Source organism: Streptomyces sp. NPDC002088, assembly GCF_040296605.1.
Lineage (GTDB): Bacteria > Actinomycetota > Actinomycetes > Streptomycetales > Streptomycetaceae > Streptomyces.
Window position 1 is genome coordinate 81,176 of the sequence record NZ_JBEOXO010000014.1, and the last position, 20,787, is coordinate 101,962.

The window sequence follows — 20,787 nt, forward strand, 5'->3', positions numbered from 1 at the left end:
TCTTGTTCTCCCATCTGCAAGCAGACGCCCTGACTCAGACGTGTTCCGCCGCCCCACAACCGCCCTTGGCTTGCCTGATCCCTGACCGGGTGCCCCTGGCACCGGGCAGACTCTGAAGTACTAGCCTGTGGACGTGGATATTTCACACGTAGCTCGCGTCCCGCATGAACCGGGGAAGCGTCCCCGGGTCGGGCACATCCAGTTTCTCAACTGTCTGCCGATTTACTGGGGACTGGCCCGCACAGGCACCTTGCTCGACCTGGAGTTGACCAAGGACACTCCGGACCGGCTGAGCAGTCTGCTGGTCGACGGGGCCCTGGATATCGGTCCGATCGCCTGCATGGAGTACCTCAAGCATGCCGACGACTTGGTGCTGCTCCCGGACATCGCGGTGGGCAGCGATGGTGCGGTGACCTCCTGCCTGATCGTCAGCCAGGTCCCACTGCGCGAGTTGGACGGGCGCCGGGTCGCCTTGGGTTCCACCTCGCGCTCGTCGGTACGCCTGGCTCGACTTCTGCTGGAGGAGCGGGAAGGGGTCCGCCCGGAGTACTTCACCTGCCCGCCGGACCTGCCGGTGATGATGCAGGACGCGGACGCCGCGGTCGTCATCGGTGACGCCGCGCTACGCGCCTACCTTCACCAGGCCGAAGATCTGGGACTGCTGGTGTACGACCTGGGCGAGATGTGGAAGGCGTGGACTGGTCTGCCGTTCGTTTTCGCGGCCTGGGCCGTCCGCAAGGACTACTTGGAGCAGAACCCTCGCATCGTGCGCGAGGTGCACCGGGCCTTCCTGGAGTCCCGGGACCTCTCGATGGCCGAAGTTGACAAGGTGTGCGAGCAGGCCGCCCGGTGGGAGGCGTTTGACGAGCAGGCGTTGCGCCGCTACTACACCGAGGCTCTGGACTTCTCGTTCGGCGAACGCCAGTTGGCGGGTGTTCGCGAGTTCGCTCGCAGGGTTGCTTCGGACGCCGGATTCGATCCTGAGCTGGAGATCTCGGTTCTCCAGCCGTAGTGGCTGCCTTGGTACGCCATCGGCCGCGTTGCCGGTGCGTTCTGTGTCGACGGCCGAGATCGCCGTGCTCGTCCGGGCGGTCGCCGCCGCTGTCGGCGCCGGGTTCTCGCCGTCCGCCGGGGGTGTCGCCTCGGAGGGCGCCGCGTATCGCGGCTCCGCTTCGGGATACGTGCCGGTATCGGTGCGCGGCGGGGCGGACCCGCTCGGAACCGTGGCCGGGCGACCGTCCTGTTCCGAGCGGGCGTGATCAAGCGGGCGCGGGTCAGAAGCCGGAGGCGGGGCGTGTGGTGTAGTGCTTCTCCAGTCGGGTCAGCTCTTCGGCGCTGAGCTTGGGCTCGGTGGCGGCGACGGCGTCGGTGAGGTGGTGCGGCTTGGTGGTGCCGACGATCGGCGCGGTTACCGCCGGCTTGTGCATCACCCAGGCCAGCGCCACCTGGGCGCGGCTGACGCCGCGCTCCGTGGCGATGGCGGCGACCGCGTCGAGCCGCGAGACGAAGCAGGTCGAGCGTGTGCTCGGGCCGTGACCGATAGTTGGCTGGCGGCAGCGGTGAGGTTCGCCCTGGTCGGCTTTGTGAAACCGCCCAGCAGCCGCCGGTCAGGGGAACGCGGTGGCGGTATGGCCACCTGTGACGCGAAGAAGGTCCAGTTTCCCCGCGTCGCTGCTTCCGGTCGCTGCCGTGTAGGTGACCATGCGCAGGTCGGCGCCGGGGACGATGAGGACGTCGCAGTCGAGCAGGATGTCGCCGATCTCCGGATGCCGGATCGTCTTGCGGTCAGTCGTGTGCTGAGCGGCGGCCGTCTGCCTGACCCAGTGATGAGCGAAGGCGTCGGATGTTTCTCGGAGTTCCTGCACGAGACGATCGAGCTGGGCGTCCGCGGGATAGCGGGACACGGCGTCCTTGAGGTCGGCGACGATCGACGCCATGAAGGCGTCTGGTCCACGCTCGGACCGGACGGGACGCATCGAGACGTGTGCGGCGCCGTTGCCGAAAAGCGCACGGGCGAGGTTGCGTTCGACGGTCGGGAGGACGGCGGGATCACCGTGCAGGGCACTCCACAGGGTGTTCCACCACACCAGGGTCCAGTCGGCGGTGAACACGCCGATCGGAACGTCGCCGAGGCGCGCGGCGAGCCGTTGGATTCCCGCGGGCACATGGGTGCTGACCGTCCCGTCCTGCGGCGGCAGGAGCCCGGCGCTTCGGTACAACTGGTCGCGCTCGGCGCGGGAGAGCTGAAGGGCCCGGGCGAGGGCACCGACGACCTGGGCCGAGGGGTGCTTCGCGCGTCCCTGTTCCAAGCGCAGGACGTAGTCGACGGAAAGCCCGGCCAGCTGAGCCAGCTCCTCGCGGCGCAGTCCCGGGGCACGACGGCCGTCCGTCACGGTGAAGCCGGCGTCGGTCGGGGAGAGGCGGTCGCGCCAGGCGCGCAGGAGTGCGGCGAAATCGGAGCGGGAGGAAGCCATGGGTGCATTCTCGCCGCGCGGCGAGAGATGAGCCTGGGTACTGCCGGTCCTAGTGACGCGGACGGCACTGGTTGGCGGTGGCGTACGCGGCGAACGTGGACATGTGCCCGAGCCGGGCGCCATCGGCGAAGCAGTGAAGGAGCCTTTCATGAAGCACACCATCGTGATGACGGGCGCGAGCCGCGGGATCGGCCGCGTCGCCGCGGAGCACATCCTGCGCCGGTCGCCGGACGTGCACCTCCTCGTCGTCGCCCGCGGATCCTCCGGCACACAGCTCGCAGCGGAACTCACTACGGGCGGGCACACGGTCTCGCACGTCTCGGCAGACCTCGGCTCGCTGGACAGCGTCCGCTCGGCCGCCACCGAGATCCGCGACCGGCTCGATCACGGTGACCTGCCGCCGCTGCGCGGCTTCGTGGGCAACGCGGGCATGCAATACACCAACGCGCTCACCGAGGGACCCGACGGGTTCGAGTCCACCTTCACGGTCAACGTGCTCGCCAACCACCTGATCGTCCGCCTGCTCCAGGACCGCTTCGCCGCTCCCGCCCGGATCGTGATCACCGTCAGTGACACCCACTTCGGCGACTTCAAGCACAACATGGGCATGGTGCCCGGCCCGGCCTGGAAGTCGCCGGACGTCCTCGCCCGCGCTTGCGCCTTCCCCAAGCCGGACACCGCGGTCGCCGGGCGCACTGCGTACTCGACGAGCAAGCTGGCCGCCATCTACCTCGTGCACGAGTACGCGCGCCGCCTGCCGGCCGGAATCGACGCTGTCGCCTACAACCCGGGCTTCGTCCCCGGCACCGACCTCGCCCGCAACGCCGACCCCGTCTCCCGCTTCGCGATGCGGCGCATCCTGCCGATGATGACCCTCACCCCGTTCGCCACCAGACGCAACGCCGCGGGACGCTACCTCGCCGATGCCGTCCTCGGCACGACCCAGGCGCCGACCGGTTCCTACGTCGACCGCAGCCGTGTGGACCGCTCGTCGGAGGAGTCCTACGACCCACGGCGCGAAGGAGAACTCTGGGATGCCGCCGAACGGTTCACCGCGGCATGATCAGCGAGGACGGATGCGCTCTCAGGTGACGTGATGAGCGGTTCTCCCCGATCTCCCCGATAGATCGAGCAGTGACCGAACGGCCCGACTGGCAGCGGTGAACACGACTCCTGATGATCAAGGCTGTCGAAGCCTTGATCATGAACAGGGGTTGCGTTCGCGTGTCATCCTCCGTGATCGGTGTCCTGCGGCGCCACTGCGCAGACATCGACTCCACCCGCCCGGATCCGGAACTGCCGCAGCTCACCTGCCTGGCGGACGTGCTGGGCCGGATACCCGATCCCCGCCGCGCCCGAGGCCGCCCCTACCGCCTGGGCTCCCTGCTCGCACTGTGCCTGGTCGCCGTCCTCGGCGGAGCCACGTCCCTGGCCGCTATCGCCCGCTTCACCGCTGATACCAACTGCGACCTGCGGGAACGGCTCGGGCTGACTGCCGGCACACCGAACGCCTCCACGCTGGTTCGGCTCCTGGCCCGCTTGGCCTGGTGAAGCGCGAGCGTGCGATCAACCGTGCCCTGATCGCCGACCTCTACCACCTCTCGCCGGACGACGTCGGCGAGCCGATCTTCTACGACCCGGCCAAGGCCGTGAAGGTCAACCTGCGGCGCCCGCTGGCTTCCGGCAACGTCGGCGACACCGACGTCTACGGCGCCCAGCAACACGGCCCGCTGCTGACGGTGGTGCTGCCCACGCCGTAGTGCGAGCGGGCGGCCGGTGCTGGGGCAAGGGTGGTCTCCCGAGCGCGCCACCGGCACAAAGGGCTATGGTCCGAGCGGGATCTCGGTCCAGATGGCTTCGCCGTGCCGGCTGGAGCGGGTGCCCCAGCGGTCCGTGAGCTGGGCGACGAGGAAGAGGCCGCGACCTCCCTCGTCGTCCAGATCGGCGCGGCGCAGGTGCGGTGAGGTGTGGCCGCCGTCGGTGACCTCGCAGATCGGCATCCGCCGCCGATCCCACAAGAGCCTGAGGCTGACCGGGGGACCGCCGTAGCGGATCGCGTTGGTGACGAGTTCGCTGACGACCAGCTCCGCCGCGAATCCGACATCGTTGAGACCCCACGCGGTCAGCTGCGCGGAAAACCTCCGGGATGGTGCGGAATCTGATGCGGAGCCTGGCTTTGTGCCCGAGGTCGCCGATCTGGTGATCGACGGCCTCGGACGACAGAGGGGGGAGCCGTTGTGGGCGGCGAGTCAGGCCGGGGTCGTCTGCGCGCCCCACTGGATCTATTCGGCCCAGGCACGCTCCAGCTGTGTGCGGAAAGTGGCGGGCTCTCGCCCGATCAGCTCGGCCAGCGTCGAGTTGACAGCGGTGAACTCGCCATTCCGCGCCGCGGCGAAGATGCTCAGTATCAGGTCGGCGATCGGGGCCGGGGCGCCGTGCGCCAGGACCTGCTCGCGGAAGGCGTCGTCGGGGACGATGGTGCGGGTGATGGGCCGTCCGGTGGTCTGGGACGCGATCTCGGCGGCGGTGTCGAAGTCGAGCGCCGCCGGGCCGGTGAGTGGCGGGGTGGGCCCCTCGAAGCGGGCCTCCTCGGCGAGGATCACCGCGGTGGCCTCGGCGAGGTCGTCGTGGCCGGTCCAGGCGACGGGGCCGTCGGCGGGGAGGGCGATGTCGCCGGTGTGGCGGGTGGACTCCAGAAACTGCAGGGCGCTGGAGGCGTAGAAGCCGTTGCGCAGCGCGGTCCAGGGCAGGCCGGTGGCGCGGAGCAGGTCCTCGGTCTGGGCGTGGTCGCGGCATGCCTGGAAGCGGGCGTCGTGGGCGGCGCCCATCTGGCTGGTGTAGAGGATGCGGCCGACGCCGGCCTGCACGGCGGCGTCGATGGCGGCGCGGTGGCCGCTGACGCACTCCTGGCCGGTGCGGTCGAGGGAGACGAGGAGCAGTTGCTCGGCGCCCTCGAAGGAGTGCACGAGCGAGGCGGGGTCGTCGAAGCTGCCCTGCCGGACGCGGACGCCGCGGCCGGCGAGGTCCTGGGCCTTGCGGGGGTCGCGGACGCTGACGCCGACGCGGTCGGCGGGGACGCGCTCCAGGAGGCGCTCGACGGTGCGGCGGCCGAGCTTTCCGGTGGCTCCGGTAACGATGATCATTGGGGTCTCCCGACGGTGTTTCCGGTGGAATCATTTCAAAGGTAACACTGGAAATTCCGGTGGAACCAGATCCTCGGTATCATCGGTTCATGGCTACGCGCGATTCAACCGACAGCCCTCGGCGCCGCATCGTCGAGGCAGCCGTCGAGCTGCTGGAGAACGGTGGCCCTGACGCGGTGAGCACCCGCGCGGTCGCCGCCGCGGCCGGAATGCAGCCGCCGGCGATCTACCGCCTCTTCGGCGACAAGGAGGGGCTCCTTGAGGCCGTCGCCGAGCACGGCTACGCGCAGTTCCTGGAGAGCAAGCGCGCGCAGCTCGACCCCGCCCCACAGGACCCGGTGGAGGAGCTGCGCCGCGGCTGGGACATGGTGGTCGAGTTCGGGGTCTCCCGCCCCGAGTTGTTCGCCGTGATGAACCGGGCCATCGGCCGGGGATCGGACGCAGCACACCGCGCGGGCTTGGAGATCCTCCATGGGCGGGTGCGTCGGCTGGCGGCCGGGGGGTGGCTGCGGGTCGACGAGGAGCTGGCCGCCCAGATCATCCAGGCAACCGGCCGGGGCGCGGTCATCACCTGGCACTCCACCCCCGCGGACCGCCGCAATCCGGCGCTGTTGACCGTCCTGCGCGAATCCATGGTCGCGGCCGTCACTCGCGCCGAGCCGGCGGTCCCCGCCGCGGAGTCCGGTCCCGCCGCGGCGGCCCGCGCGCTGCGCGCCGCCCTCCCCGACGACGCCGATGTCCTGAGCGACGCCGAGCAGCGCCTGCTGCGTGAGTGGCTCACGCGCCTGGCGCCGGACGGTGGCGCACCGCATGCCTGATCGCGCGTCAGGCGCCCTCGTGCAGGTTGAACCTCCCGAGGAGAGATCGTGTGATGAAGCAGCGTCCACGAGGTGAGGCAGTGGGCGACCACAGGATGGAGTCGGCCCGCAGCGGCCCGCCCATCTCGCCGAGCACACTGTGCTGCAGCACCCGGCCGGAGGCGCCCACTTCCTCCTTCAGGGCGGCGAGTTCGCTGAAGGTCAGGCCCTGACCGCCCTGCTCCACGGGCAGGTGGATGCCGTAGAAGCCGAGCTCGCGGCTGCGTTTCCAGACGGGTTCGAGAACGGAGCGGGTGTATGGTCCTCGACCTGTCGCTGAGGGGACGGTACTGGGCGAACGGGTTCGAGGGGCGGCAACCGGCAGTCGGCGCAGAAGGTGGACGAGAACCCCGGTAGCAGGGGCTGAGACGGCAAAAGACCCTTCGCAGCGGGCCGGTCTGCTGCGGCGGCCGGCGGAACGCGGGCCCGCTGACGACACTCACCTGCCCTGGTCTTCTGAGTCAGGGATTCTGTGGGCTGCTGGTGACGGTGGTACGAGAGGACTCGTCGACGTGGAGGGTGAAGACGTCGGGGCGGGCGTAGTGGCCGGTGGGGTCGAAGTCGAAGCGGGCGCGAGTGAGGTCGTCGAGGTCGAGTTCGGCGGTCAGGATGCCCTCGCCGTCGCGCAGCGGCCCGGCCAGGACCTCACCGAGCGGGGAAACGATGACGGAGCCGCCGCCGATCAGGACCGTGTCGGGTTGGTCGCCCTGGATGGGGTGGAGGTCGGCCGGCAGGGCGTCGCGGCGCAGGTACTGGTTGGCGCTGAGGACGAAGCAGCGGCCCTCCAGGGCGATGTGCCGCATGGTGGCCCCCCAGACGTCGCGATCGTCCACGGTCGGTGCGCACCACAGATCGACACCCTTGGCGTACATCGCGGTGCGGAAGAGCGGCATGTAGTTCTCCCAGCAGATGCCCGCGCCGATGCGGGCGGTACCGGTGTCGATGACAGGGAGGGTGGAGCCGTCGCCCTGGCCCCACAGGTAGCGCTCGGCGGCGGTGGGCATCAGCTTGCGGTGCAGGCCCAGGTAGCCGTCGGGGCCGAAGAAGAGCGCCACGCAGTACAGCGTGCCGCCCTGGCGTTCGACCGCGCCGACCACGGCGTGGCATCCGAGGTCCCGGGTGACAGCGGCCAGGGACTCGACCTCTGAACCGGGGATCTCGATGGCGGCGGCGTGGTACCGGCGGAACAGCTCGCGGCCGGCCGGCGTGCGGCTGCCGACCGTGATGTCGAAGTCCAGTCCCTTGGGATAACCACCCAGGAACGCCTCGGGGAGCACGACCACCTCGGCGCCGTGGTCGACGGCGGCCTCGCGGATCACTTCCTCGGCGCGAGCCAGCGCAGTCGGCGTGTCGAACAGGGGAGCGGCCGCCTGGACGACGGCGACGGTCACGGTGCGGCGGGGGCCAGGGGAGGTGGAGGTCATGCCAACGAGACTAGGAACCCTCAATCTCATCGGGCAAACTAATTCATACAATGATCGACATTTATGAAACCGAATTCAGGAAGGCGGACCTGAATCTGCTGGTGGTCTTCGCCGCCCTGATGCGCGAGCGCAGCGTCACCCGGGCCGCCACCGCCCTGCATCTGAGCCAGGGTGCGGCCAGTGCCGCCCTCGGCCGGCTGCGCAGGCTCTTCGACGACGAGCTGTTCACCCGCACGCGCACCGGCATCGAGCCCACGCCGCGCGCCGTCGAACTGGCCCGCCGCATCGAACCGGCCCTCGGGCTGATCCACGGCGCCGTGACCGACCGGGACCGCTTCGATGCGGCCACCACCCGGCGCACCTTCACCCTGGGCATGTCCGACGACCTGGAGGCCGCTCTACTGCCCCGCCTGCTGACTGCGACGGCCGGTCTGCCGGGTATCCGGCTAGCCGTACGGCAGGCCAACCGCAACACCGTCGCCGACATGCTCGACCGCGGCGAGGTCGACCTCGGCGTGGCCGCCGCCCCCGCACACGGCACCAACCACCGCAGCCAGGACCTGTTCACCTCCGGCTACACCTGCCTGTTCAACCCCCGGCTCCTGCCGCTGCGGACCCCGATCGGCCTGGACGACTACCTGGCCCACCCTCACCTGCTCATTTCCTACGACGGTCGGCGCGGCATCGTCGACGACCTCCTGGAAGCACGCGGACTCGACCGCCGGGTGATCGCCTCCACCACCCACTTCGCCGGAGCTGCGCTCCAGCTCGCGACACTGCCCGCCTTGGCCACCCTGCCCACCCACGCGGCCACCGTCTACGCCGACACCCTGGGCCTGACGGCCACCGCACCGCCCCTGCCCATGCCCGAGTACACCGTCAGCTCGATCTGGCATGCCACTGCGACCGACGACCCTGCTCACGTCTGGCTCCGCCACCTGGTCGCTGAGCGCGCTGTGCGGCCGTAGACACGGGCCCGACGGGAACCCCGGCCGTTGCCTGGCGCAGTGCGCGCCTTTCCGAGGCGTTCCTGGTGGACCTGTAACAGAACCGGTTCCCGGACGAAACACGGTGCCGCCAGGCTGACTTCATCGCGCATGGCCCCTGTCGACGGGGCGTATGCCAGCCCACGGCGCCGGGCCCACGGACGGGTCCGAGGTCGACCGTGCCCGCGGACCTCTGTGTGTACGCGGTGGGGGTGCAGGGGCGGTGACTGCACCTCGTAGGACTTCGGAGAACACCACTCCGACGTACTCAGGAGTACTTGCCGCGATGACTGACATCACGACGCGTGCCGTGCCGCACATGATGCCTCGATCGACGTACGGCCTCGCCGAACTCGACAAGGAAACCCGCATGGGCGGGGCCGGAACCGAGACCACGGCGCGGGAGATCCGCCGCATCGACCTCTCCGACTTCGAGGCCCGCAAGGCCGAGATCACCGAGGAGCTGTGGGCGGCGGCCACGGACATCGGGTTTTTCCAGCTGGTCAACCACGGCATCGAACAGGACCTGGTGGACGAGGCGTTCACGAACGCCGAGGGGTTTTTCGCGCTGCCCGAGGCCTACAAGGCCCGGCACGGGCTGAAGACGGGCCTCAACTCCGGGTGGGAGGCCATGACCCAGGTCAGGCCGTCCGTCGGGATACCGGACCAGAAGGAGTCGTACCAGGTCACCCGCCCTCACATGGAGGGACTCTGGCCAGACGACGTCCTGCCCGAATTCCGCCTGCGCGCCCTCGACTTCGAGACGCGTTGCCGCGAGGTGGCCATGCGGGTCCTGTCATGCTTCGCCGACAAGCTGGGCTTCGCCGGCGACTTCTTCACCCGCGCCCACGACCCTCGGAGCATGAACTACCAGTCCACCCTGCGGATGCTGCACTACTTCGCGATCCCCGAGGACGCCGAGCCCGACCCGAACCTGTGGCGGGCCGGTGCGCACACCGACTTCGACTGCCTGACGCTGCTCTTCCAGCGGGACGGGCAGGGCGGGCTGCAGGTGTGCCCGGGAAAGGAGGCCGAGGCCCAGGAATGGACTTCCGTGGTGCCCTCGGCCGACACCATCACCTGCAACATCGGCGACATGCTGATGCGGTGGAGCGACGACCGGCTTCCGTCCAACTTCCACCGGGTCAAGTCCCCGGGCCCCGGCGAGGACCGGGGCGCCCGCTACAGCATCGCCTTCTTCGCCCAGGCCGACCGTGACGTGGTGATCGAGGGGCCGGACGGCCGGTATCCGCCGATCACGGCGGAGCAGTACATCCAGCAGCGCATCGCCGCCAACTTCGCACGATAGAGGTGCTGTTGTGATGATGTCCGCGAAGAAGCGGGCGCCGTTCGGGCGGCTCGCGGTGCTGGGTCTCCAGCACGTTCTGGTGATGTACACGGGCTGTGTCACGGTGCCGCTCGTCTTCGGTGCGGCCGCCGGGCTCGATGCCTCGACCATCGCTCTGCTCATCAACGCGGACCTGCTGGTCGCGGGCGTCGTCACGATGATCCAGGGCGCGGGCGTCGGGCGGGTGCTCGGCGTCCGCATGCCGGTGATGGCCGGCGCGGCCTTCACCGCCGTGGCGCCGATGATCCTGATCGCCGGTGAGTACGGGCTCCAGGCCGTATACGGCTCGATGATCGCTGCCGGGATCTTCGGCCTGCTCGCCGCCTGGCCGTTCGCCAAGGCAGCGCGCTTCTTCCCGCCGCTGGTGAGCGGTGTGGTGATCACCGTGGTCGGCCTGGCGCTGATCGGTGTCGGCGTCAACCTTGTCGTCGGCAGCGACCCCAAGGCGGCGGACTACGCGGCGCCGTCGCGCCTCGCCCTCGCCGCCTTCGTCGTCATCGTGATCCTGCTGGTGGCGAGGTTCGGCCGGGGCTTTGTGGCCCAGACCGGCGTCCTGCTCGGGCTGCTGGCCGGTACCGCGGTCGCGGTACCGCTGGGTCTGGTGGACCTGTCCGCCGCCCGTGGCGCCGACTGGATCGGGGTGAGCACTCCGTTCCACTTCGGCGCGCCCGAGTTCCCGCCCGTCGCGGTCATCTCCATGTGTGTCGTGATGCTGGTTCTGTTCGCCGAGTCGACCGCGGACCTGATCGCGGTCGCCGAACTCACCGGCAAGGAGTTGACGACCGGGGACATGGCGCGCGGGCTGGCCGCTGACGGACTGTCCGGGGTGCTCGGCGGAGTGATGAACGCCTTCCTCGACACCGTCTTCGCCCAGAACGTGGGCCTGGTGTCGATGACCCGGGTGCGCAGCCGTCATGTGGCCACCGTCGCGGGCGCCATCCTGGTCGCCCTGGGCCTGGTTCCCAAGCTGGGGGCGGTGGTGGCCGGGCTGCCCGGACCGGTCGTGGGCGCGGCGGGACTGGTCATGTTCGCCACGGTCGCCGCCGTCGGCATCAGCACACTGCGCAAGGTCGAGTTCGAGGGAACGCACAACCTGCTGATCGTCGCCGTGTCGATCGGCGTGGGCATGGCGCCCGACGTGGCACCGGACCTCTACTCCCGTTTCCCAGACGGCGTGCGCATCGTGCTGGGCTCACCGGTGACGAGCGCGACCCTGATCGCGTTCGGGCTGAACCTGGCCTTCAACCGGACCCGCCCGGCACGCACGGCGGACGACGAGGCAGAGGCGCAGGCAGGGGCAGGGGCAGGGGCAGGGGCAGGGGCAGAGGCGCAGGCAGAGGCAGAGAAGCAGACTCGGCCGACGTCCACCACTCCGGCGGAATATTCCGCTGCGCATCCTGCCCGTGCCGATCGCTGATCCGGGGCGGATCGCCTGCCTCGACATACGAAGACGCGAACGCCTCGGCGGCATCCTCCACGAGTACCAATGTGCCGCGTGAGCTGCGCGGATGAGGTTTTCGGCAAGGGCAAGGGCAAGGGCAAGGGCAAGGGCAAGGGCAAGGGCAAGGCCAAGGCCAAGGCCAAGGCCGCGAGGTCGTTCAGGCTCTCGACGTCCGGCGGATCGGGCAGCGCGCAGGCATCGCCACGAGTCGGACCTGCTGGAGTGGCCGACCAAGATGTTCGAGCAGCTATCGTCGACTGCGGCTGCCGCCGCCCGCCTGAGTACGGGGACTCAGGCCCCTGCCACCGAGCGCGCTGGGGATCTTTGGAGGATCGGTGGGAGTGTCCGCCTAGGCGTCCCTTAACCGCCGCGTACCTACGGTCTCGCATTGATGGAGCGCGCGCTCTGACGCATGACCAGGTGCGTGCCGAGCATGACGCTCTGGGCGGAGTACAACGGGTCGTCGCGGTGCAGCGCCATCCGCACCGCGGTGCGGCCCAGTTCATCGAAGGGCACGTGCACGGAATTCAGCGGTGGGTAGAGGTCGGCGCAGATCGGCTCGTCGTTGTAGCCGATGAGCGACAGGTCGTCCGGAATGGACAGGCCGGCCTCGCGGGCGGCGGCCATCGCGCCGGCAGCGAGGTAGTCGTCGAAGCAGAACACCGCGGTGTACGGCAGTGGCCCGGCGGCCAGGTGGGCGCGCACGGTCTCATAACCGAACGGCCGGTCGGCCCGTCCGATGTAGAGGAGCCCCGGATCCGGGGTGATGCCGTAGTCCTCATGCGCGCGGCGGTATCCGGCGATGCGCAAGTTGGTCGTGGTGTGGTCATGGAGGCCGCCGAGGAGGGCGATGCGCCGGTGGCCGAGGGACAGCAGGTGGCTGACGGCGGCGTGGGCGCCGCCTTCGTTGTCGTAGTCCACGACCGTGATCGGCAGGTCGGGCGCGGGGGCGGGGCGACCGCAGAGCACCAGCCGGGAGCCGCTGGCGTCGAGGACGCGGGCGAAGCGGGAGATGCGCTCGGCGTAGTGGGGCGTGACGAACGTTCCGCCGATGAGCACGACCGCCTCGGTGCTGTGCTGGCGCAGTGTCTCCAGCAGCGCCATCTCCCGGTCCGGGTCGCTCCTGGTGGAACAGACGATGCAGAGCCGGTTCTCGTTGATGGCCTGCTCTTCGATGCCGCCGGCGACCCGGTTGTGGAACTGCCAGGACAGCGACGGCAACAGGATCGCCACGGTGCGTGAGTGCGGTGCCGACAAGGCGCGCGCCTGGGCGTTGACCACGTAGTCGAGATCTCTGATGGCCCGCTGCACGCGGGCCTGAGCCGTGGGGGAGACCGGGCGGTTGCCAGTCAGAACCCGGGAGACGGTCGCTGGGGAGACGCCGGCTCGAGTGGCGACATCGCGGATTGTGGCGGCACGCGGAGCCGCGTCCTGGCTGTCGTGCATATCTGAAGTATACGGTTGCCTGTCTGTTTCCTCTGGAGACAACGGGCTCACTTGAGCATCCCCACGGTGAGGCCGGCCTGGATGCGCCGCTGGAGCATCAGATAGAGGGCGATCACGGGGACAGCCGCGATGACGAGTCCGGCGAACAGGGCACTCCAGTCCGCCTCGTAGCCCTGCTGGCTGGACAGGCTCGCCAGGCCCTGGGACAGGACGTACTTGTCGCGGTCGGTGTTGAGTGCGACGGGCAGCAGGTACTGGTTCCACATGCCGAGGAAGTTGAAGATGCCGACCGACAGCAGACCGGGCTTGGCCATGGGCAGCATGACTCGAAAGAATATGGCCTCCTGCGAGGCGCCGTCGATGAGGGCGGCCTCGGCGACGGCCGTGGGCAGGGTGCGGAAGAAACTGGTCAAGAAGAAGACGGTGAACGGCAGCGCGTACGCCGTGTAGACCAGGATCAGGCCCTGGTAACTGCCGAGCAGGCCGAGGTCCTTGACGATGAAGAAGAGCGGGACGAGGGCGAGGACGACGGGGAAGGCCATGCCGGCGATGAACGTGTAATAGATCAGCCGGGATCCGGGGAAGGTGAACCGGGCCAGCACGTAGGCGACCATCGAACCCAGGATCATCGTGAGGATCAGCGCGCCGAACACGACGATGAGGGTGTTGACGAAGAAGTCGCCGATGCTCGCCTTGGACCAGGCCCGGGCGAAGTTGTCGGCGTGCCAGGTGCTGGGGAGCTGCCACGGGTTGCCGAACAGCTCGCTGTTGTCCTTGAAGGCGCCGATCAAGGCCCACAGCAGAGGCACGGTGGACAGCAGGGCCCAGACGGCGAGCAGAGCGTGGGTCACGCCGGTGGCCAGGGGAGCGCCGGGGCGGGTGCGGTGGGGCGAAGTCGGCGAAGTCGTCATCGGGTTGGCCTCAGAACTCGATCGTGGTCTTCTTGCGGGAGGTGCCGAAGGTGAGCGCCGTCATCAGCAGGCTCAGCAGGCTCAGCAGCACACCGATCGCGGTGGCGTAGCCGAAGTTGCCTTTCTGGAACGCGGACAGGTAGAGGTACTGGGACAGCGCCATGGTGGAGTTGTCCGGTCCGCCGGAGGGGGCGAGAACCATGAACAGCGCGAACGCGTCGAGTGCGTGGATGCCCAGATATATCCAGGCGACCTGGACGGTCTCCCGCAGCAGCGGCAGGGTGATGCGGGTCAGCGTCTGGAACCGTCCGGCGCCGTCCAGTTCGGCGGCCTCGAAGATGTCCTTGGGAATGGACTGCATCGCGGCGCTGAACAGCACGACGTAGAACCCGACGCCGGCCCAGACCAGCACGCCGATCAGCGCCCACAGCGCGACGGTCGGGTCGCCGAGCCAGGAGTGCGCCAGCCCGCCCAGCCCGAGCGCCTCCAGCCCTCCGTTGAGCAGCCCGATCTGAGGGTTGTAGATGAACTGCCAGAGAACCGCCGTGATCACCACGGGGAGGATGTGCGGAAGGAAGTAGACGCGGCGGTAGAAGGCCGAGCCGCGGACTCCCGCCACCTTGCCCCCCGAGCCGCCGACGTTGAGCATGGCGGCGAAGAACAGTCCGAGCGCGATCGTGACCAGCGGCACCACCAGCAGAAGCAGCCCGTTGTGAGCCAAGGCCCGCCAGAATTCCGGGTCCTGAAGCAGGCGCTGGAAGTTGTCGAACCCGACGAAGGGCTTGTCTGCGGTGAACCCCGACCAGCTGGTCAGCGAGATCTGGAACGCCTGCGCGTAGGGGGAGACCACCAGTACCGCGTACAGGGTGAGCGGCAGTGCCAGGAAGAGAAGGATGATGCGGGTTTTTCCGTGGTTCACGAACGACTCCGGAAGTAGGGAGACGGGATCTGCCGCCCAACCTCGTGGGGGCGGCAGACCGGATCCGGCTAGCGCTTGAACTTCGTGATGGAGGAGTCGGCGGCGACGGCGTCGGCCTTGGCCTGCATCTTGGAGAGGAAGACGGCCGCGTCGGTGCGCCCGGCGAGCAGGTTGGCTATCTCGGTCTTCAACGTGGTGGCCAGGTCGGCGTACCAACTGGGGAACAGGTAGGAGAACAGGTCGTCCCCGGCCGCGTCGATGGCCTTCGTCACCGATCCCAGTGCGATGGAACCGAAGTCCTCCTCGCCCGTTGCCCCCTTGACGACAGTGAGGGCATGGGTCGTCTTCGTGAAGTTGACCGCCGCCTCCTTGGAGAGCATCGTCCGCAGGTACTCCTTGCCGCCACGGACGTTCTTGGCCTTGGCGGGGACGACGTAGATCTCCCCGGCGACGGCGTGCAGCGCGGTCTGCGGCAGGCTGCCGGTCGTCGAGAGCGGGGGTACCGCGCCGAAGACCATGTCGAACCCGTCCGGGGTGATCGCCTTCATCTCGTTCTCGATGAACGATCCGGAGTGGTACAGCGCGGCCTTGCCCTGCACCCACGCGGTCTGTGCCTGAGTGTGGTCCAGTCCCTCGCTGCCCTTGAGGAAGTACCCGGACGAGGCCAGTGCGGCGATCGCCTCGGCGGCGGCCTTCACCGGCTCGGCCTGCCACGCCTTGGCTTCCAGATTGTCGATCGCCTTGATCACGTCGACCCCGCCCTGCTTTGCCGCGAGCGCCATCAGCGGGCTGAAGAAGTAGTCGGGTGCCGTCGTGCCGCCGTACGCGAACGGTGCGATGCCCGCCTTCTTGATCTTGGCGGCCAGCGAGGTAAGGCCGTCCCAGGTGGTCGGCCAGGTCCACCCGTGCTTGTCGAACAGTGTCTTGGAGTACCAGAAGCCGCTGACGGTGAAGACGTACGGAAGACCCATCACCTTGCCGTCGAACGTGGCGGGGTCCAGCGCGCCCGACAGGAGGGTGTCCTCGACCGTGGTGTCCGGGTCGTCGGCAGAGGGGGCCTTCAGCAGGTCGGACAGGTTGGCCAGCTGGCCGTCGGCGACCAGCGTGCCCAACACCATCTTCTTGGCACCACTGTTGTCGACGACGTCCGGCGGGTCGCCGGCGACGAACCGCGGCTGCAGTTCGGTCCCGATCTCGGTGATGCCGGAGTGGCTGACCTTCGCCTTCGGGAACTTCTTGGCGTACAGCTTCTCGTCGAACTTGGCGTAGTCGTCGCTGTAGCCGCCCTTGAAGACGACGACGTCCAGCGCGGCGCCCTCGGCGACGCCGAACGGGTTGGCGGCGGTGACCTTGCCTTCAGCCGCGGTGCCGCTGTCGCCGCTGGAGCCGGCGCACGCGGCCAGCAGGCCGGCGGCGGGCACGGCGAGAGCGGCGGCCGCTGTGGATCTCAGCAGGGCCCGTCGTGAGAAGGTCGGGGGGAGGGTGTTCATCGGTGCCTCTCCTTGATTGCGATGGGGACGGTGGTGCCATGGGGCCGGGCCGGGTCAGGCCAGCAACGCCAACTGGTCCTCGTGGATACGCCCGTGCAGGGGCTGGTCGGCGGCGAGGCGTTCGATCTCGGCGACGGCGAACTCGCCGAGCCGACGAATCTCGGTGCCCATCGCCCCGGCCACATGTGGCGTGACCGTGACGTTGGGCAGTGCCAGCAGCGGGTGGCCGGCGGGCAGGGGTTCGGGGTCGGTGACATCCAGGACGGCGTCGATCCGGCCGGTGGCGCAGTGCCGCAGCAGTGCCTCGGTGTCGATCAGCTGTCCGCGCGCGGTATTGATCAGGACGGCGCCGTCACGCAGCAGCGCGAGCCGGCGGTCGTCGAGCAGGTGGTGAGTCTCGGGCAGGGCCGGAGCGTGCAGGCTGACCACGTCGCTGCGGCGCAGCAGGTCGTCCAGCTCGACCAGTTGCACCTGTCCGGCCGGAAGCAGCTCGGCCGCCGCGCGCGCGTCCAGGGTCGGGTCGCTGACCAGCAGCTGGAAGCCGTGCGGGGCGAGCAGCTCCAGGACCATACGACCGGTCCGGGAAGCGCCGACGACCCCGACGACCCGTTCGTGGTTGCCGGTGTCGTCGGCGAGCTTGTTCTTGTAGTGGCCCCGCGAGTACGCGTCGGCCAGCCGGAAGGCGCGCTTGCCCGCGAGCAGGATCGCGCTGACGGTGTATTGCGCGACCGGGAAGGCGTTGGCGGAAACCGCCGAGGAAACGAGGATTCCTCGCTCCCAGACCTCGGGCGTGAGGTGGTGCTTGACCGACCCCGCGGCGTGCACGATCGCGCGCAGCCGGGGTGCGGCGTCGAGGACGTCGCGGTCGACGAGGGGACAGCCCCAGCCGGTGAGGAGCACGTCGATGTTCGCCAGGCGCTCTCCGGCGGCCGGATCGGTGAAGTCGGTGATGACGTCGGGCTGTACGGCCGCGCTCTCTTCCAGCCGGGCGACGAGCGCCTCGGTGAGGGCGAGTGCGGCGACCTCAGGCTGCATCGCGATCGCGACGGTCATGCGGCGGCTCACCGGTTCACTGCTCCTTGGAAAGGCGGTTGCTCCTGTGGTTGCTCCTGCGTGTGCAACCGGTTTCATATTTGGGCGTCGTCAAGGTAGAGGCCATCGAGACGCTGCGTCAAGAGACGGCAGTGAGGAGCCGACTTTGCCATGAAAATCGGCTAAGAGTTGGGAACGGTGATGGTCGGAGAGATTGCCTCTCATGATGAAACCGGTTTACCGTCCCGGCCAACTGACCTGCCCCAGCTGCCGGGGGGAGCTGGACAACCGTCCACCGCGGACGCCTGCGTCCGCCTGACCGCGCCCCGCACGGGCTGCGGAGGGGATTCCCGATGCTCACTCGCCGACAGTTGCTGCAAGTCGCCACCGCCACAGCCGGCATCACCCTGGGCCAGGCCGTGACCGGTGCGCCGCCGGCCTTCGCCGCCGACGAGTACGACACCCTGCGCCTGCGCTGGATCGACAAGACCCTGCTGGGTACCGGCTACGACTCCTCGGACGAGCCGTTCGCCACCCTCCTCGCCCTCATCGGCAGCACCGCGACCGGCTTCCTGACTGACATGAACCCGACCGGTGCGTCGCTCTGGGACGACCTGCCGGTCGGCAGCGTCAGTGGCAACGTCACCTCCAGCTATGTGCGCCTGAAGTGGATGGCCCAGGCGTGGGCCTTCGACGGCACCGGGCTGACCGGGGACGCCGATCTCCTCTCCGGCGTCCTGACCGGCCTGGACTGGATGTACGCCAACGCCTACACCCCGACGACCACCACCTACGACAACTGGTGGGACTGGCAGATCGGCGCACCGCGCCTCTCGCTGGACATCGCCTGCCTGCTGTACGCCGAGCTCAGCAGCGGCCAACTCGCCGACTACTACGAGGCGATCGACGCGTTCGTGCCGGATTCGGCGGTCTCCTCCTACAGCGGGGTCAGCACCGGAGCGAACCGGGTCGACCTGTGCCGCGTGCTCATCCTGCGCGGCGTCCTCGCCAGGAGCCCGGCGAAGATCACCACAGGGGTCGCCGGACTCTCACCGGTGTTCCCGCTGGTCAGCAGTGGCGACGGGTTCTACGCCGACGGCTCGTTCATCCAGCACACCACCGTGCCCTACACCGGGTCCTACGGCTCCGTTCTGATCAGCGGACTGGCCGGCCTGCTGTCGTTGCTGGCGGGATCGAGCTGGGAGGTGACCGACGACAACCGGCAGCTCCTCTTCGACGCCGTCACCGACGCCTTCGCCCCGTTCCTGTTCAACGGGCTGATGATGGACGGCGTGTCCGGGCGGGCGATCAGCCGCGGCGTCAAGGTCGTCGACAATCCGCTGGGGATTCAGCAGGACGACCACGTTCGCGGCCATCTCATCATCGGAAGCATCCTGATGCTGGCGGACGCCGCCTCGGCCACCGAAGCCGCCACGTGGAACGCGATGGCCAGAGGCTGGCTGGAGCGCGACTACTGGGCCCCGCTGCTCGAGGACTCGTACCAGACGCTTCCCGTCCTGGCACTCGGCAAGTCCGTTCTCGAGGACACCTCGATCACCCCGACCGCCGAACCGGTCGCCGCCCGGGTCTTCGGCAGCATGGACCGCGCCACCCACCGACGCGGCTCCTGGGCCCTCGCCGTCTCCATGTGCTCAGGTCGGACCGCGTTCTACGAGTGCATCAACGGCGAGAACCTGCACGGCTGGCACGCCAGCTCCGGAATGACCTACTGGTGGGGCGACACCTACGGCAACGGCCAGTACTCCGACGCGTACTGGCCGACCGTCGACCCCTACCGCCTGCCCGGCACGACCGTGTCCCGCATCCCGCTGTCGGACGGCCAAGGCGGTTCACGGCCGGCGCCGTCATCGAGCGTCGTCTGGGTCGGCGGCGCCACCGACGGCACCTACAGCGCGCTCGGCCAGGACACCCGCGGCCTCGGCTCCACACTGGTAGCCAAGAAGTCCTGGTTCTGCCTCGACGACCAGGTCGTCTGCCTGGGCGCCGGGATCACCGCCACCGACGGATACACCGTCGAGACCACTGCCGACAACCGCAACCTCGGCGCCACCGCCTCCAACGGGCTGGTCGTCGACGGAGTTACCCAGTCGACCACGCTGGGCTGGTCCGCCACCTTCACCGGCGCCTCCTGGGCGTCGATCAACGGGGTCGGCGGCTACGTCTTCCCCGGCGGGGCCACCGTGAAGGCGGTGCGCGAGGCCCGCACCGGCGCTTGGAGCGACATCAACACCGGGAGTTCGACCACATCCCTGACCCGCCGTTACCTGACCCTGTGGTTCGACCACGGCACCGATCCCACCGCCGCCGCCTACAGCTACATCCTCCTGCCCGGCGCCACGTCCACGGTCACTGCCGCCCGCGCCGCCGCCCCGACGGTGAGCGTCCTGGCCAACACCAGCTCCATCCAGGCGGTCACGGATACCGTCACCGGCGTGACCGCCGCCAACTTCTTCGCCGCCGGCACCGTGGGCCCGATCACCGTCTCGGCCCCCTGCTCCGTCCTCATACGGGAGTCCGACGACGTGCTGTCGGTCAGCGTCGCCGACCCCACCCGCGCCGCCGCGACCATCACCGTCACCATCAACCGCAGCGGATACACCAAGGCCACCGCGGACGACGGCGTCAGCGTCGTCGGCCTGTCTCCCCTCACGCTGATCGTGGAGGTCGGCGGCGCGCAGGGTGCCTCCCGCACCATCACGTTCGGCACCGGCACGACCGTCACCGCCGGCGGATTCACCAAGCTCACCCCGACCGCGGACGCGTACGTCCGCGACGGCTCCTACGCCACCACCAACTACGGCAGCACCACCGACCTGGACGTCAAGTCCACCAGCAGCACCGGATACAACCGCCGGTCCTTCCTCAAGTTCGACCTGTCCGGCCTCGCGGCCACGCCCAGGCGCGCGGTGCTGTGGGTCCAGGGGTCCACCTCCGATTCCGCCGGCACCCAAGCCACCGTCACCGGGTACGCGGTGAGCAGCGACAGCTGGACTGAGACCGGCCTGACCTGGAACACCCAGCCGGCCCTGGGCAGCGCGCTCTCCTCCGGCTCGATCGGCAGCGCCAAGGACTGGATCCCGATCGACGTCACCAGCTACATCCAGACCCAGTACGCCGGCGACGGGACCGCGACGGTCGCCCTCGCCGAGGCCTCGGCCGGGGTCCTCGTCCTCCTGGCCAGCCGGACCAACTCCACGAATCCGCCGTTCTTGCAGGTCATCACGGGATGATCTGTCTGATGAAATTGTAGGCAACCGGTTGCAGGCTGGGAGGCTTGATCCATACGATGGCGGCC

At 69.1% G+C, this 20,787-nt stretch carries 21 protein-coding genes; 10 read left to right on the plus strand and 11 right to left on the minus strand.

All coding sequences use genetic code 11. The features are described 5' to 3' along the window. Positions 1–133: 133 nt before the first annotated feature. Positions 134–1,012, plus strand: coding sequence for a menaquinone biosynthetic enzyme MqnA/MqnD family protein (locus ABT114_RS27725; RefSeq protein WP_351145598.1), 879 nt, complete (start codon positions 134–136; stop codon positions 1,010–1,012). A gap of 43 nt (positions 1,013–1,055) precedes the next feature. Further along, the gene (locus tag ABT114_RS27730; RefSeq protein ID WP_351145599.1) at positions 1,056–1,259 is read left to right on the plus strand and encodes a hypothetical protein; all 204 of its coding nucleotides are present in this window, start codon (positions 1,056–1,058) and stop codon (positions 1,257–1,259) included. Between the two features lie 15 nt (positions 1,260–1,274). Here the strand turns inward: ABT114_RS27730 and ABT114_RS27735 are convergent, their stop codons facing one another. Continuing rightward, a complete protein-coding gene (locus ABT114_RS27735) occupies positions 1,275–1,541 on the minus strand; it encodes an aldo/keto reductase (RefSeq protein WP_351145732.1) in 267 nt (88 codons plus the stop codon). A gap of 66 nt (positions 1,542–1,607) precedes the next feature. After that, on the minus strand, positions 1,608–2,474 hold the full coding sequence (locus ABT114_RS27740; protein ID WP_351145600.1) for a helix-turn-helix transcriptional regulator: 867 nt from the start codon (positions 2,472–2,474) through the stop codon (positions 1,608–1,610). 148 nt (positions 2,475–2,622) lie between these two features. Here ABT114_RS27740 and ABT114_RS27745 point away from each other — a divergent pair, with 148 nt between their 5' ends. The 3 genes from ABT114_RS27745 to ABT114_RS27755 all read left to right on the plus strand — a co-directional run bounded on the left by ABT114_RS27745 (position 2,623) and on the right by ABT114_RS27755 (position 4,234). Next, complete coding sequence (locus ABT114_RS27745) at positions 2,623–3,537, plus strand: SDR family NAD(P)-dependent oxidoreductase (protein ID WP_351145601.1); 915 nt, start codon at positions 2,623–2,625, stop codon at positions 3,535–3,537. A gap of 161 nt (positions 3,538–3,698) precedes the next feature. Further along, entirely contained in the window at positions 3,699–4,025 is a 327-nt protein-coding gene (locus tag ABT114_RS27750; protein ID WP_351145602.1) for a transposase family protein, read from the plus strand. Next, positions 4,022–4,234, plus strand: a complete 213-nt coding sequence (locus tag ABT114_RS27755; protein WP_351145603.1) for a DUF4387 family protein — start codon at positions 4,022–4,024, stop codon at positions 4,232–4,234. The genes ABT114_RS27750 and ABT114_RS27755 overlap by 4 nt, the downstream gene beginning before the upstream one ends. A 63-nt stretch (positions 4,235–4,297) precedes the next feature. Here ABT114_RS27755 and ABT114_RS27760 read toward each other — a convergent pair whose 3' ends face one another. Continuing rightward, entirely contained in the window at positions 4,298–4,678 is a 381-nt protein-coding gene (locus tag ABT114_RS27760) for an ATP-binding protein (RefSeq protein ID WP_351145733.1), read from the minus strand. A gap of 78 nt (positions 4,679–4,756) precedes the next feature. After that, positions 4,757–5,617 carry an SDR family oxidoreductase gene (locus tag ABT114_RS27765; protein ID WP_351145604.1) on the minus strand — a complete coding sequence of 287 codons (861 nt, stop codon included), beginning with the start codon at positions 5,615–5,617 and terminating at the stop codon, positions 4,757–4,759. Between the two features lie 89 nt (positions 5,618–5,706). Here ABT114_RS27765 and ABT114_RS27770 point away from each other — a divergent pair, with 89 nt between their 5' ends. Further along, a complete protein-coding gene (locus ABT114_RS27770; protein ID WP_351145605.1) occupies positions 5,707–6,435 on the plus strand; it encodes a TetR/AcrR family transcriptional regulator in 729 nt (242 codons plus the stop codon). A gap of 7 nt (positions 6,436–6,442) precedes the next feature. Here ABT114_RS27770 and ABT114_RS50635 read toward each other — a convergent pair whose 3' ends face one another. Together ABT114_RS50635 and ABT114_RS27780 are read right to left on the minus strand one after the other, a co-directional pair. Then, complete coding sequence (locus ABT114_RS50635) at positions 6,443–6,913, minus strand: acyl-CoA dehydrogenase family protein (protein ID WP_502988402.1); 471 nt, start codon at positions 6,911–6,913, stop codon at positions 6,443–6,445. Positions 6,914–6,935: 22 nt separating this feature from the next. Further along, positions 6,936–7,898 (minus strand): nitrilase-related carbon-nitrogen hydrolase, encoded by a 963-nt coding sequence (locus ABT114_RS27780; protein WP_351145607.1) that lies wholly within the window; start codon positions 7,896–7,898, stop codon positions 6,936–6,938. 50 nt (positions 7,899–7,948) lie between these two features. Here ABT114_RS27780 and ABT114_RS27785 point away from each other — a divergent pair, with 50 nt between their 5' ends. From ABT114_RS27785 to ABT114_RS27795, 3 genes are all read left to right on the plus strand, one after another. Further along, positions 7,949–8,866: a LysR family transcriptional regulator gene (locus ABT114_RS27785; RefSeq protein ID WP_351145608.1), complete on the plus strand. Its 918-nt coding sequence runs from the start codon at positions 7,949–7,951 to the stop codon at positions 8,864–8,866. Between the two features lie 304 nt (positions 8,867–9,170). Then, the gene (locus tag ABT114_RS27790; RefSeq protein ID WP_351145609.1) at positions 9,171–10,193 is read left to right on the plus strand and encodes an isopenicillin N synthase family dioxygenase; all 1,023 of its coding nucleotides are present in this window, start codon (positions 9,171–9,173) and stop codon (positions 10,191–10,193) included. A gap of 13 nt (positions 10,194–10,206) precedes the next feature. Next, a complete protein-coding gene (locus tag ABT114_RS27795) occupies positions 10,207–11,649 on the plus strand; it encodes a nucleobase:cation symporter-2 family protein (RefSeq protein WP_351145610.1) in 1,443 nt (480 codons plus the stop codon). Between the two features lie 399 nt (positions 11,650–12,048). Here the strand turns inward: ABT114_RS27795 and ABT114_RS27800 are convergent, their stop codons facing one another. From ABT114_RS27800 to ABT114_RS27820, 5 genes are all read right to left on the minus strand, one after another. Next, positions 12,049–13,119: a LacI family DNA-binding transcriptional regulator gene (locus ABT114_RS27800; RefSeq protein ID WP_351145611.1), complete on the minus strand. Its 1,071-nt coding sequence runs from the start codon at positions 13,117–13,119 to the stop codon at positions 12,049–12,051. A gap of 47 nt (positions 13,120–13,166) precedes the next feature. Then, positions 13,167–14,030 (minus strand): carbohydrate ABC transporter permease, encoded by an 864-nt coding sequence (locus tag ABT114_RS27805; protein ID WP_351145612.1) that lies wholly within the window; start codon positions 14,028–14,030, stop codon positions 13,167–13,169. A gap of 10 nt (positions 14,031–14,040) precedes the next feature. Then, positions 14,041–14,949, minus strand: a complete 909-nt coding sequence (locus ABT114_RS27810) for a carbohydrate ABC transporter permease (RefSeq protein WP_351145613.1) — start codon at positions 14,947–14,949, stop codon at positions 14,041–14,043. A gap of 68 nt (positions 14,950–15,017) precedes the next feature. After that, entirely contained in the window at positions 15,018–16,439 is a 1,422-nt protein-coding gene (gene ngcE, locus ABT114_RS27815; protein ID WP_351145614.1) for an N-acetylglucosamine/diacetylchitobiose ABC transporter substrate-binding protein, read from the minus strand. Positions 16,440–16,493: 54 nt separating this feature from the next. Then, positions 16,494–17,504, minus strand: coding sequence for a hydroxyacid dehydrogenase (locus ABT114_RS27820; protein WP_351145615.1), 1,011 nt, complete (start codon positions 17,502–17,504; stop codon positions 16,494–16,496). 320 nt (positions 17,505–17,824) lie between these two features. Between ABT114_RS27820 and ABT114_RS27825 the strand changes: the two genes are divergently transcribed. Continuing rightward, positions 17,825–20,722 (plus strand): polysaccharide lyase family 8 super-sandwich domain-containing protein, encoded by a 2,898-nt coding sequence (locus ABT114_RS27825; RefSeq protein WP_351145616.1) that lies wholly within the window; start codon positions 17,825–17,827, stop codon positions 20,720–20,722. The last annotated feature ends 65 nt before the right edge of the window (positions 20,723–20,787 follow it).

Excerpts from the sequence above, each read along its gene's own strand:
- ABT114_RS27795 (WP_351145610.1), top strand. The coding sequence starts at position 10,207 with ATGATGTCCGCGAAGAAGCGGGCGCCGTTCGGGCGGCTCGCGGTGCTG.
- ABT114_RS27745 (WP_351145601.1), top strand. The coding sequence starts at position 2,623 with ATGAAGCACACCATCGTGATGACGGGCGCGAGCCGCGGGATCGGCCGC.
- ABT114_RS27825 (WP_351145616.1), top strand. The coding sequence starts at position 17,825 with ATGCTCACTCGCCGACAGTTGCTGCAAGTCGCCACCGCCACAGCCGGC.
- ABT114_RS27785 (WP_351145608.1), top strand. The coding sequence starts at position 7,949 with ATGATCGACATTTATGAAACCGAATTCAGGAAGGCGGACCTGAATCTG.
- ABT114_RS27765 (WP_351145604.1), bottom strand. The coding sequence starts at position 5,617 with ATGATCATCGTTACCGGAGCCACCGGAAAGCTCGGCCGCCGCACCGTC.
- ABT114_RS27780 (WP_351145607.1), bottom strand. The coding sequence starts at position 7,898 with ATGACCTCCACCTCCCCTGGCCCCCGCCGCACCGTGACCGTCGCCGTC.
- ngcE (WP_351145614.1), bottom strand. The coding sequence starts at position 16,439 with ATGAACACCCTCCCCCCGACCTTCTCACGACGGGCCCTGCTGAGATCC.
- ABT114_RS27800 (WP_351145611.1), bottom strand. The coding sequence starts at position 13,119 with ATGCACGACAGCCAGGACGCGGCTCCGCGTGCCGCCACAATCCGCGAT.
- ABT114_RS27790 (WP_351145609.1), top strand. The coding sequence starts at position 9,171 with ATGACTGACATCACGACGCGTGCCGTGCCGCACATGATGCCTCGATCG.
- ABT114_RS27805 (WP_351145612.1), bottom strand. The coding sequence starts at position 14,030 with ATGACGACTTCGCCGACTTCGCCCCACCGCACCCGCCCCGGCGCTCCC.
- ABT114_RS27770 (WP_351145605.1), top strand. The coding sequence starts at position 5,707 with ATGGCTACGCGCGATTCAACCGACAGCCCTCGGCGCCGCATCGTCGAG.
- ABT114_RS27740 (WP_351145600.1), bottom strand. The coding sequence starts at position 2,474 with ATGGCTTCCTCCCGCTCCGATTTCGCCGCACTCCTGCGCGCCTGGCGC.